Origin of the sequence: Stieleria varia, assembly GCF_038443385.1 — a bacterium.
Classification (GTDB): Bacteria; Planctomycetota; Planctomycetia; order Pirellulales; family Pirellulaceae; genus Stieleria; species Stieleria varia.
In genome coordinates, this window is record NZ_CP151726.1 from 7,307,436 (window position 1) to 7,320,144 (window position 12,709).

The 12,709-nt window shown below is 54.8% G+C and carries 9 protein-coding genes; 7 read left to right on the forward strand and 2 right to left on the reverse strand.

Features of this window, described 5'->3' with window-relative positions; translation table 11 throughout:
• Positions 1-384 precede the first annotated feature (384 nt).
• Genes Pla52nx_RS24535 through Pla52nx_RS24545 form a run of 3 tightly spaced genes read left to right on the forward strand, consistent with a single transcriptional unit; the run spans position 385 to position 3,748 of the window.
• Positions 385-669: a hypothetical protein gene (locus Pla52nx_RS24535; RefSeq protein ID WP_146522951.1), complete on the forward strand. Its 285-nt coding sequence runs from the start codon at positions 385-387 to the stop codon at positions 667-669.
• A gap of 7 nt (positions 670-676) precedes the next feature.
• On the forward strand, positions 677-1,663 hold the full coding sequence (locus Pla52nx_RS24540) for an AAA family ATPase (protein WP_146522950.1): 987 nt from the start codon (positions 677-679) through the stop codon (positions 1,661-1,663).
• Between the two features lie 15 nt (positions 1,664-1,678).
• A complete protein-coding gene (locus Pla52nx_RS24545) occupies positions 1,679-3,748 on the forward strand; it encodes a S8 family peptidase (protein WP_146522949.1) in 2,070 nt (689 codons plus the stop codon).
• Between the two features lie 1,104 nt (positions 3,749-4,852).
• On the opposite strand, the gene Pla52nx_RS33015 is transcribed toward Pla52nx_RS24545, so the two are convergent.
• Complete coding sequence (locus Pla52nx_RS33015) at positions 4,853-5,128, reverse strand: HNH endonuclease (protein ID WP_197455027.1); 276 nt, start codon at positions 5,126-5,128, stop codon at positions 4,853-4,855.
• Between Pla52nx_RS33015 and Pla52nx_RS24550 the strand changes: the two genes are divergently transcribed.
• On the forward strand, positions 5,116-5,481 hold the full coding sequence (locus Pla52nx_RS24550; RefSeq protein ID WP_146522948.1) for a hypothetical protein: 366 nt from the start codon (positions 5,116-5,118) through the stop codon (positions 5,479-5,481). The two genes, Pla52nx_RS33015 and Pla52nx_RS24550, sit on opposite strands and share 13 nt — an antisense overlap.
• Positions 5,482-6,246: 765 nt before the next feature.
• Here Pla52nx_RS24550 and Pla52nx_RS24555 read toward each other — a convergent pair.
• Positions 6,247-7,662, reverse strand: a complete 1,416-nt coding sequence (locus tag Pla52nx_RS24555; protein WP_146522947.1) for a Fic family protein — start codon at positions 7,660-7,662, stop codon at positions 6,247-6,249.
• 748 nt (positions 7,663-8,410) lie between these two features.
• On the opposite strand from Pla52nx_RS24555, the gene Pla52nx_RS24560 reads away from it, so the two are divergent.
• The 3 genes from Pla52nx_RS24560 to Pla52nx_RS24570 all read left to right on the forward strand — a co-directional run bounded on the left by Pla52nx_RS24560 (position 8,411) and on the right by Pla52nx_RS24570 (position 12,702).
• On the forward strand, positions 8,411-9,631 hold the full coding sequence (locus Pla52nx_RS24560; protein WP_231742608.1) for a hypothetical protein: 1,221 nt from the start codon (positions 8,411-8,413) through the stop codon (positions 9,629-9,631).
• A 234-nt stretch (positions 9,632-9,865) separates the two neighbouring features.
• Positions 9,866-11,188, forward strand: coding sequence for a beta-ketoacyl-[acyl-carrier-protein] synthase family protein (locus Pla52nx_RS24565; protein WP_146522946.1), 1,323 nt, complete (start codon positions 9,866-9,868; stop codon positions 11,186-11,188).
• A gap of 83 nt (positions 11,189-11,271) precedes the next feature.
• On the forward strand, positions 11,272-12,702 hold the full coding sequence (locus Pla52nx_RS24570) for an NAD-dependent malic enzyme (RefSeq protein WP_146522975.1): 1,431 nt from the start codon (positions 11,272-11,274) through the stop codon (positions 12,700-12,702).
• The last annotated feature ends 7 nt before the right edge of the window (positions 12,703-12,709 follow it).

A 12,709-nucleotide genomic window follows, 5' to 3' on the forward strand; every position in this document is an offset into this window, starting at 1 on the left:
CCGCTTCTTCTCGGGTAAGTGGTCGCCCTCGGCTCATTGTTCCAGACGGAACTCTTGGCAAAGGTGGAGGGGTCGGTCGACGGTTGATCACTCGATCGGCTGGACTACAGGATTTAGACGATTGCATTGATCGGCCCCACCGCAGCGATTTAGCATTGACTGCTCGTCGCTGAGGCCGATGCAACTTTGGCATGCCAGGTCAAATCCAAAACCGCTTCGGTGTCATTCGCTGGCTCCAATGCTGCTCCGACGTCGGCTACCTTCCGCAGAACATTAGCCAAACAGCACGAGGCCGCTTGTCCGCCTCATTTTTTCGCACCGACTTCACTTTCGGTGCCGAAAGTCCGATACTATGGACTGACAACGCATTTGAAGGGAATTCCCATGACAGTCGCATTGAATTTCGGTACTGACCAAGTAAACGAGTTGGGTGAGCGGATTCGTCGACGATTGGAGCCAGGCAAAGGTGAGCGTCCGGGGCGACCAAGTGACCCGTCGTGGACGGTTCAGCGAAAGCTGTCGATGAACGACGAGACGCTGCGAACGCTAGAGTTAATTGCGAAATCTGTCAGTACGGATTCGCGAAGGGTCAGTCCCATGCAAGTTGCTGCCATATTAATTGAAGACGCGACGCAGGGATTGCGAAGCGACGTAAATCAGAGAGGGTGAAGCCAAGATGGCTACTGCACAACAACTCAAAGCACTGCTGCAAAGCTACAGCGAAGCCGATGGCGAAATGTTCGTCTCGGTGGCTTTGCAAATCGCTGCACATGAAGCGAAGGCAGGAAAGGGCAGACTCGCAACTGATATCAAGCGGCTTGTCGATGACATTAAGGTTAAGCACAAAGAAGCAAAGGTCGGTGGCTCGGTTCCGATCACACGGCCTGCGGGTGAACTGGCAGCATTGCTGTCGGCAACCTACCCACGCACAAAACTTTCGGAAATGGTGCTGGCACCGGAACAACGAAATTCGCTGGAGTTAGTGCTGCACGAGTACCGGCAACAGTCGAAGTTGAGAGAACACGGATTGTCGGCTCGACGCAAGCTGCTGCTCGTCGGGCCTCCGGGCGTCGGAAAAACGATGACCTCTTGGGCATTAGCCGGGGAACTGAAGCTTCCCCATTTCACGGTTCAACTGCATTCGCTTATCACAAAGTACATGGGCGAAACGGCAGCGAAGCTGTTCGCAATTTTCGAATCAATGCGACACACGCGTGGCGTCTACCTATTCGATGAATTCGACGCCATTGGATCGATGCGCGAAGGCAGTAACGATGTTGGTGAAATCCGTCGCGTACTGAATTCGTTCCTTCAGTTTTTGGAACAGGATGAATCCGATAGCCTGATCATTGCCGCAACCAATCTCGAAGCCATCCTGGACGATGCGTTGTTTCGACGCTTCGACGATTTCATCAGATACGAATTGCCGCGGGCATCCGAACTGAAGACACTTATCGAAAATCGGCTAGCCGCGTTCAAACTGCCCAACGACAGCCTGGCCAAGGCATCGAAACTCGCGGAAGGACTGAGCCACGCAGAAGTTTGTCGCGCGTGCGACCAAGCGGCAAAGATCGCTGTCTTGGCCGATAGACGAACCATTGGAACTGATGAATTGTCACAAGCAATTGAAACCTTGCGAAAACGAAAACAGACTTTGAAATAGGCGAAACAAGCGTCAATGGCGGACTTCCCACACTTTGTACTTAAGGAGACTCGAACGTCGCTGGCGTACACATCCACGATTCGTGGCGGCGATAAGAAGAACAGTCCGCCTCGACCCGAGCGGAAGACTCATGCCGATCAGTTGCTTGACGCACTTGAGAAAGCTGAAAAGAAAGCAACCGCGAGTCAAGCAGCGGAACCCGCAAGAGAGGGTTTGCAGTTCATTCCGATGGTGTTCGACCAAAGTTCAGACTTTGATCTTGAGATTCGGCAACTCGAAAACACCTCGCCGGGCACGCGGATCGTCAGTGCCAAAGAACGAGACGGCAAGAAGGAATATCTCGTTGCCGTTCCCAACAGCGAGGTAAGCAAGTTTGCTGACAAGTTTCGCGATTACCGTGACAAAGAAACGAAGAAGAAGCAGACACCTCTGAACGAAAAGTTAGCGTCCAGTATCGAAACGATCGATTCCGCTGAGCTTGAAGATTACTGGACCGATGCTTCGGAAAACCTGCCGCACGCCGATGAAGAGATGTGGTGGGAGATTTGGCTGAGTACTGCTGAGACGGACGACGATTTGGCGGCGTGGTTTCGCCGCGTAGCGGCAAACGAGAATGTGGTCACGAGCCCACAGCAGGTTGCTTTCCCTGACAGGCTGGTCATCCTGGGCTTTACTAGTTTGAATGGGTGGCGAAACTTTCCTGGTCTGCTCAACCACCTTACGGAACTGCGTAAGGCAAATATTGTTGCAGGCGAGTTCACGAAGCTTCCCCCGTCCGGTCAAGCGGAATACATCAACAACCTCATAAGTCGCACAACTTTCGCCGCTGTAAGTGCCGTGCGGATTTGTGTTCTCGACACTGGTGTCAATCGTGGACATCCTCTGCTCGAACAGTCGTTAAGCTCCGCAGATACTCAGGCGTGGGAGGCCGACTGGGGAAGTAGCGACCATGACGGACATGGGACCGAAATGGCGGGAGTTTGTCTTTATGGGCAGCTTCGCGATTATCTCTATGGTGATGAACCACTAGAGTTAGCGCATCGGCTGGAGTCAGTGAAGATTCTTCCTCCAGCTGGCCAGAATGATCCACCTGACTATGGGCCGATCACTGTCGGCTCGATGTCGCTCGCTGAAATCGCATCGCCGTCAGCAAGTCGGATATTCTGCATGGCGGTGACCGCCGCCGGTGATGACCAGTGGCGTCCGACGCTCTGGTCGGCCGCAATCGATCAAGCCGCGAGCGGAGCGAACGACGAAACTCGTCGGCTGCTGATCGTCTCGGCAGGGAATTTGCGTGAAGATATCGGCAAGAACTATCCCCATGAAAACTACGTCTCAAGTATCGAAGATCCTTCGCAGTCATGGAATGCTCTGACTGTTGGTGGTTACACCAAGCTGGCTTGGATGCAAGAAGAAGGGCTTGAGGGTTATGCTCCGATTGCAAAATCGGGATTGCTTTCGCCAAGTAGCCGAACTTCACTTTGTTGGGGCGACATTCCTTGGCCATACAAGCCGGATGTCGTTTTTGAAGGCGGCAACTACGCATCCGATAGCAGTGGATTCATCACTAACGCCGACGACCTTAATTTACTGACCACTCGTTCGACTGCCGATTCGGACGCTTTGCTTGGAACGACCGGCGACACGAGTGCTGCAACCGCACAAGCTGCGAACATGTCAGCGATTCTGCAAGCAGAGTACCCAGACTTTTGGCCTGAGACCATTCGCGGACTCGTTGTTCACTCGGCCGAATGGACATCCCAAATGCTGGATGAATTTCCGACAGCACAACGAAAGCAGAGATTGCGAGTCTATGGAATGGGCGTTCCGAATCTTGGACGTGCGAGGAGATCGGCAAATGGCTTCGCGACGATGGTAATTCAAGATCGTCTTCAGCCCTTTTCATTTGGCTCATCGGACAACTCGGCCAATGAAATGCATCTGCACGACTTACCGCTACCGCGTGAAGTTCTTGAAGACCTGGGAAGCACCCACATCAAGATGCGGGTGACGCTCTCTTATTTCATTGAACCGAACCCACCAAGGCGTGGATACGTTGCACAGTATCAGTACGCATCGCACTGACTACGTTTTTCGGTGCGAAGGCCCGAAGAAACACCAGAGCAAATGCGTCGCCGTTTGTCCCGAAACTTCTGGGACAAGGATGCGGATGGAAAATCGGTGTCTCCACCTAAAGGCAGCACTGTGACTGACAACCGCGCGTGGGAGTTAAAAGAAACCGTTGCGGTACGTGGGTCCGTTCACTCTGATTGCTGGAGCGGGACTGCTGTTCAGCTTGCATCCTCGAACTTGATTTCGGTTTATCCCGTGACGGGATGGTGGCGATACCGACGCGACCAAAAAACTGTTGAGAAGATGGCGAGGTACTCGCTTATCGTCAGCATCTCGACTGACGACTCAGAAGTTGACTTGCGCGCAATTATTGCCAACGAGATTCAAGCTCGAATCGACACCAAAGCCGCCATCGAAACGAGGATTGACGTATAGTCAAATTTGTCAAGCGTCGTTTGAATCACCGTTCGCACCAGCACCTTTGTCGGGTGGCGATTTTTTTAGCTCATCAAGTTGTTCGCGGAGTTGTTCGATCGTCGAATTCAATGTTTTGAGAAGAAAAGGTTCCAGGACTCAAAAGTCGGGGTCACTCGGGGCAGGCTCACGCAAGGCTGCGTGAGCTATGAACGCGGGTTGCAAGTTGCAGCGATCGGACGCTGTGCTCCGGTGGCCGACACCGGAGCACTTTTCAATTTCCTAAAACATTGTGGTTTCATCGACGGAAACGGCAAACCGAGGTTTGGAATCTGCTGAGACAGGACAAAGCAAAGCGAATTGGCAGCCACGCGTCGAAACGCTGACTACGCACATCCATCCAAGAGCTAGGGCGCCGCGATTCGGTGGCACTGTTCATTTGCCAAGGTTCCCGGGTCGCAACTAAACGCTCTACCTCGTCGACTGGTACAGCATCGATGGCGGCAACAAGCTCGGGTGCGGGTTCAAAGCTCTTGAGCAGGGCAACGGAAGCGAGGCGAAGGCGGTATTGGCCACAACGAAAAGGCGGCTGCGTTTGGCTACGACAGACGTAGACCGAGTTGCTCGTCGCTGTTCATCTCGAATACACGGACCGTTGTTCGGCCTGTGGGTGTTTTGCCGACAATCTGAATCCCTTGCCACTCAAAGTGCTCGTCCCAATTGTCTTGACGCGGATGGAAGCAGGACAGTGATTTCTCCTGTTTCAGGATCGATGCCCGTCAAGTTGGGACCTTTGTGCAGATTGCAGTCAATGCAGGCCAAGGCCAGATTGTCTAGATCGTTGGTCCCGCCATGCTTTCGAGGGACAATATGCTCGACATGCAGTGTGGCCAAGGGCGAGTCGTCTTGGTGTAGCCGACAGTATTCGCAGCGATGCCCCGCCCTTTCCCGAACGATCGTCTTGGTTGATTCGTTCACCGCCTTTAGGAGTCAGAATTCAAAAGGCGCCGAGCTTGTCTCTGAAGCGTTGCAATAAACTTGTTGGCGCGGACGTAGCCCTGGTATTCCAATCGTTCCTGATCCGTCAACTCTCCCTCAGTCGATTTGGCCGCGAGTTCTTCAATCCGCGCACGAAGCTCGAGATCGACATCGAAGCTAATGACAGTCTCAGCTTTTGGCTGCGGCAAAACCTGTCGCAATACGGGACTGACGGCACGGTCAAACGCGGTGGATTCGGCGGTTGGATTCATGCTTCTAATATAGCGTTTGAGGGCCGGCAAAGCCAGGAAATTGACGCCGGTTTGCTTGTTCTGCCCGGCGACCGGATTTAGCTACAGGGACGACATTTGAGGAGAAAATGGGACGGAGGGAATGAATCGTCGGGATTAACGACTAGCGAACTTAAAGTACCCCGGTGGCCGACGTCGGACGCCTACCGCTTCGATTAGGGTGAATTCGCTTCGGTCCCCATAACGTCAGGGCATTCATGCGATTTCGGGCCAGTCCGAGTCCGCAGCGTCCGATGCAACTTCGGCACCTTAGGTAAAATCCAAAACCGCTTCGGAGTCATTTACTGGCTCCAATGCGGCACAGGCGTCGGCCACCGGGGTACCGAAACAACTCGTCGCGAGTGATTGGAGGGCGGATTGAAACGTCGTGGATGGCGTTCTTAAATTTATACGGCGGACAGTGTCGAGTCTAACCGGATCGCACCAACTCAAAGCCGCCAACATCCAGGGCATTTCTCGAGTCACCCGGCGAAGCGAGTGTAACGAGTGGGACCGCCACCCTGGGTTGAAAATGCGATCGACTCTTATCTCACTCCCGCTCCGATTTTGGCGGCGAAGCCGCCAAAATCGGAGCGGGAGTGAGGCACTGGTGGGGACGTTATCTATACCCAGGGTTGCAGCATCATTCGCCAACGCGAATGACGGCTTTAACTCTGGGCTATGCTGTTAAACGCCTTCGGCGTAGGGAGAAAAGTTGCGAATGCCGATCCCCGTACAACCCCAAATTTTAAACAGTCCAGCTCAAGCCTCTGGGCATCGACGCAAGTGATTTCAGTTTGTCGCGCGGTTACGGGAGAAATCTTGTTGCTATGTCAAGCGACGAAGAAATACTTCTTGCATGAAATCTCTCGCGATTTGCAGTGGATCAACATTCAGATCATAAACATCGCTTTCGTCGCCGACATCAAATCGCTTTCTCGCGACCCGGTCATTCACGACCAAGACTTCACGTAACGTGATCGGACAATTAGGCAGTTCTGAGATGCGAACGGCCGGCTCGTCACCACGCTGTTCGCTGATCAACAAGCATGCATTTGGGCCAATCCCGTCGACTTGACGATCCGCATCCGAATACCAATGCCGGCCAAAAAAGAAACAGAACTGAACACGTTCTTTGCCTTGTCGGAAGTTCACCCAGAAGTACCAAGTTTTTGAGGCCGAACCACTACTGCGAAGCGTTTCCCACGTAGGCTGATCGAGAATATCAAATCCATTGACTTGGACTTCGACGGAACCATCTGAAGCGTTTGTCAACTGAGTTGCACATCGCTGGAACGCATCTTTCACTTGCTCCATCTGCCGCACCCAACGGAGATACTCCAGTCGTCGCTTTTCATCGACACGAGCATTTGTCTCGCCGATAATGCTGACCGCCCAATCCTTCAATTCGTCGACCTCCCGCTGGGCATTGACATAGATTTGCAATGTGCGATTAAGTGACCGAGTGACCAACTGAGTCAGCGAGTTGAAGTCACCATCATCAGCGGAGGTCAACGAGGCATAATACTCACTGCGATCTTCTTGCCGAATCACGGCAGCACTCAATTTGCCGCCAAACAGAACAAGGTCTTGCCAAAGCCTGGCCATGCGCCCGTTGCCATCCATAAACGGATGTAACCTCGCAATCCCCCAATGAGTCCAGGTAGCCAACGTGATCGGTTCAGCCTCGCTAGACTCTTCCAACAGTTTCAGAAATTTCTCAAGTAGAAAATCCAGCTTCTCCGGGCGGGGCGGTTGGTGCTTCGCCCCAGTGATCATGACCCGATCGCTACGAATTCGCCCCGCTCCCTGATCGAGAACGTCCGTCATGAGCGTTTCGTGAACGGAAGTTAGGGAATCCAGCAAAGACCACGCTTCTCGTTTCGCAACCAGGTCTTGTACCTGATTGATAGCTGTCCCCAAGTTTAGTGCTTCGGTTGCCTCGCGTTTTCTTCCAACGTCGATGATGCTACCGGTGCTCAGAATGCTCTTGGTTTCGCGAAGCGTTAGCGTGTTTCCCTCGATGGCGTTACTGTTGAAAACCCTTTCCCCCAACAATTCCGCCTGGATGTTTGCAATGACATCACTTGGCAGTGGCCTTCGCTCGTTGACTTGCTCCGCAAGCATATTGGCATCGGCAATCAGTTCGGCCGTAATCTGATTGAATGCAAGATCGTCTAAGTGTGGAATATCCATCATCGAAGCCGCGGCAAAGTGAATGGGCTGTGAGTCGTGCCAACACATTGGCACGGAGTATCGACACCCCCGTCTACCAGTCGGTTCGCAACTCGTGATAGTCTACCAAGATGGGCTTTTGACAACACCTGCAACGTGTCGAGACTGGGCACCAGCTAGACGGCAACGCCAAACAAAGTATTGCGTTTCTGCCAATCCGATTCTTGACGACGAAACTCCTTGCTGCTGTGAACCGGCGCGTTGTCGATTGACTAATCTGCTTTCCGGTTTCCTCTATAAGCTTGCTGAGCACCGCGTGAGCACGATTGGGATAGCAATCGATGAGTTCACGAAGGATCGATTGCTACTTTGCTGCCCCGGTAATCGTGGATTTTCGAAACGGTGACAAGAAAAGATTCCAGATTATTCGAATGCGGGTCGTGTAGGAGTTCACGACAGGTTCTTCATCGTCCACAAAAGAAAAGGTTCATGCTGATTCTGGTTCCGCATTTTTTTGCCCTCACATTTTTTTGCCCTCGCTGTCTGTTCTCTGCCAAAACGCGGTTCCGGTAGGTCATGCTGGCGCGACGCCAAACGCATATCGTGATTCGACCGCGCTGGACGTTCCCCGATTTCAGACGGCCAAGCGTGAAGATGGGCGTGCCGTATTTCATCATGCAGAGCATGACCTACGAATACTGGACACCAGCGTGGGGGGCTTTGAGGGTGAGCTTTTCGTTTCGGACTTGCCCGCTCCGCGTTCCTATCGCTATACCCGGGCAAGAGGCTCGTTTTCGCTGACCACGGACTGGAATCCATGCGACTTTTTAGTGTCTTTTCGATCATTTCGCTCGCAGTGGCTATCTGCCCGCCCGTTTCGATGGCCCAAAACGGGGGCATGCCGTTGCCTGGAGGTGCGAATGCTGCTGCCAATCCCAATGGCATGCCGCCGCGAAATCTGCCCTCAAGTGACACGCCGCCCAGTTTGCGAGGAGCCGGTCCTGGGGGCAACTCGGGAAACCTCTCCAACTCCGGCAAGCTGCCTCAAACGCATGGACAAGTGCAACGCGTTTGGGATTTGACGCCTTACACGGGGTATTTGACCAAGCACGATCACCCCGAGCAGGCGGTGATCGACTGGATCCTGCGAGAGACCGGGACGGACCTCTGGTTCACCGCTCCGTTTGGTTACATGAACGCCGATCGCGACAAGCTGACGGTTTATCACACCGACGAAGTCCATCAGATGGTCGCTGGAATCGTTGACCGGTTCGTTGCCGGAGACAAAGACCCGCAGGTGCTGGGGCTGCGGGTGATGACGGTTGGCAATCCGAATTGGCGAAGCAACGCGCACCTGTTGATGCAACACGTCAACGTTGACTCGCCGGGCATGCAAGCTTGGTTGTTGAGCAAGGAAAACGCGGCGATCGTGATGAGTCAATTGCGGGCACGAACGGATACGCGACAGGTGCAAGCTTTGGACCTGATCACCCACAACGGACAAACCGAAAAACTCGCCAGCACACGCGGGCGCAATTACGTCTTGAACGTCAAACCGGCACCGACCGGATGGCCTCCTTATGAGCCGGAGACAGGTGAAATCCAGGAAGGCTATCGATTGGAAATCAGCCCTTTGTTGAGTACCGACGGCAGGGCGATCGACTGTGTGATCAAGGCCGAGATCGACCAAGTCGACAAGCTCAAGCCGGTTGAATTGAACCTGCCGCTGCCCAATGCTCAGATTCACCGGGCCCGAATCGATGTACCTCAGGTCGTCAGTTGGCGTTTGCACGAGCGTTTTCGCTGGCCGTCCGACATGGTCTTGCTGCTCAGTTGCGGTGTGGTTGCAAGTCCCGAACGGCCCCAAGCCACGGTGCCGTTGCTGAACCTGGAAATGATCACCGGAACGACGGCTGGTCGAGCCGACGCCCTGATGTTCATCGAATTTCGCGGTCGGGCATCTGAAAATCTGACCACTACGCCGTTGGTGCCGCAGATGGCGACGGGAATCGGTGCCCCGAATCGTGGCCGTTACTAATATTGGCGGCGATCTCTGGAATTTCCCTCCCCTCTAGCCGGCGGCCATTTGCCCGTAGAATGCGCGGCAGCCGGCAGCGGAGTCGGCTCGCGGTCTTGGGCATTCGGCTGACCAGACTGGAATTGGGACATCGCGAATTTCCGCGACCAACCGCCGACGGCCAGGTGTTGCGAAACTTTCGCCCCCTGGGTGACCTTAGAAATCCCCCGCAGCCTGCTCGGTCAGGTGATCGCTATGGAAAACAAATCGGAGCGTCGTGTCGTTGTCACCGGAGTCGGTGTCGTCAGTCCATTGGGAAACGACCCAGACCGCCTGTTGCAAGCACTGCGTGATCGTGTCAGCGGCATCGGACCGTTTACCCAGGTCGAACACGGAGTCCCGTTGGGGGTCTTGCCGGTTGATCATGGCGGCGAAGCTCGTGAGTTCACGGGCGACATCAGTGACTATGGTCCGTTAGACAAAGCACTGCAGCGGACGATTCGCAAAGGCGCGAAAGTGATGTGCCGCGAAATTGAAATGGGCGTCGCCGTTGCGCAGTTGGCGATGCACGACGCGGGACTGGAATTGGCGTCGATCGATCGAGAGCGTGCAGGCATCGTTTATGGTTGTGACTACATCATGTCGTTGCCGCAGGAATACGCGGCCGGCATTCGCGAATGTCTCAATGAAGACGGCGAATTCGATTTCAGCAAATGGGGTGAACTCGGTCGCCCTCAGGTCAACCCGCTGTGGCTGCTGAAGTACTTGCCCAACATGCCTGCAAGTCACATCGCGATCTACAATGATCTTCGCGGGCCCAACAATTCGATCACCGTTCGCGAAGCTTCAGCGGGTGCCGCTATTTCAGAGGCGTACTCGACCATTTGCCGCGGTCATGCCGACGTGTTGATCGTCGGTGCCACAGGTTCTCGCGTGCATCCGTTGCGAACTTTGCATTCATCGATGCAGGAAACACTCGCATCCAACCGGGACGATCCGACCACCATGAGCCGTCCGTTTGACGTCGATCGTGATGGCAGCGTCGTGGGCGAGGGCGCTGCGGCGTTGGTCTGCGAAACCTTGGAGCATGCCCAAGCCCGAAATGCGAACATCATCGGCGAGGTCGTGGGGTACGGCAGCTCGGCCGTCGGACCGGGAGCCGGCGAAAACCATATGCAAACCGCCTTTGCGAATGTATTGCGTGCTGCGTTGGGCAAAGCAGACCCGAGCTCCATTGGGCACATTCACGCACACGGATTGGGGACAAAACCGTGTGATGCTGCGGAAGCGGCTGCGATTGCGGAGGTCTTCGGTCCGCCGGAACAACAGCCTCCTGTGACGACTGCCAAAGGGCACATGGGTAACTTGGGCGCAGGCGGTGGGATGGTAGAGATCATCGCCAGTCTCAAGGCGCTCGGCGGAAACCTGTTTCCGATCCTCAATTGCGATAACTTGGATCCAAACTGTCCCATTGCGGCCGTGACCAACGATGACACTCCGGCGGGAACTCAGTTCATCAGCGTCAACATCACCCCGCAAGGCCAAGCGTCCGCGGTGAGAATTCAGCTCGTTCAGTAGCGGCATCAACTTAGCGCAGCGATTCTTTTTCATCGATGCGTGCCATCTTTCCCATCGATCAGTTCAACAGCAAACAAACCATCATGTCCGAACAGAGCCCGTCCTACGCGATCACCATCCGCTTGCGTTATCCCGACTTGAGCGGGCTGCTGGGCAAGATCACGACCGCCATTGGCCACGCCAACGGATTCATCGGCGCGGTTGATATCGTCGGTGTCCAGGATGGCCAGATCGTCCGCGACATCACGGTCAATGCGTCCAACGTGGCACACGGACAAGCCATCGTCGAACTGCTCCGGCAGCTCGACGATGTGACCGTGATCAATGTGTCCGATCGCGTATTCCTGATGCATTTGGGCGGCAAGATCGAAGTCAACTCCAAGATGCCGATCAAGACGCGCGATGACTTGTCCATGGCCTACACGCCCGGCGTCGCCCGCGTTTGCATGTCCATTGCGGAGGACCCCGACGCTTCGTTTGCATTGACCATCCGAAAGAACACCGTGGCCGTGGTCAGCGACGGCAGTGCGGTGCTGGGACTGGGGAATATCGGTCCACGGGCCGCCATGCCGGTGATGGAAGGCAAAGCGATGCTGTTCAAAGAGTTCGGCGGCGTCGATGCGTTTCCCATCTGCTTGGAAACTCAGGACACCGAAGAAATCATCGCGACCGTCGCCCGACTCGCACCCACCTTTGGTGGAATCAACCTGGAAGACATCTCCGCTCCACGCTGTATCGAGATCGAAGAGCGGCTGGAGGAAATGCTGGAGATCCCCGTCTTTCACGACGACCAACATGGGACCGCCATCGTCGTCTTGGCCGGGCTGAAAAACTCCTTGCGTTTGCTGGGCAAGGAACTTTCCGAAGTTCAAATCGTGATCAATGGCAGCGGGGCAGCGGGAACCGCGATCACCAAGTTGCTGCAACACGCCGGTGCTCAACACATCGTGGTTTGTGATACCAAGGGAGCGATCTCAACAAGCCGCACCGATCCGCTCAACCCGATCAAACAATGGTTGGCTGAGAATACCAACAAGGATTGCAAGGCCGGGACGCTTAGTGAAGTCATTCGCGGCGCAGACGTTTTCATCGGGGTTTCCGTCGCCGATGTGTTGACCGAAAACGACGTGGCATCGATGAATCGGGATGCGATCGTTTTTGCCTTGGCCAACCCCAATCCGGAAATCAAGCCAGCCTTGGCCGCGCATCATGTCAAGATCATGGCCACGGGACGCAGCGACTATCCCAACCAAATCAACAACGTGCTCTGCTTTCCAGGTCTATTCCGGGGCTTGCTGGATGTTCGAGCGATTCGGGTCAATAATGAAATGAAAATCGCAGCGGCTGAAGCGATCGCAGCCGTGATCGACCCCGAGGACCTGCACACCGATTACATTGTCCCCAGTGTCTTTGATCGCCGTGTCACCGGAGTTGTGGCGCAAGCCGTCGCGGACACCGCCATTGCGACCGGCGTCGCCCGCCGAGGCAACAAACCCTCCTACCACGTCACCTGAGATCGAT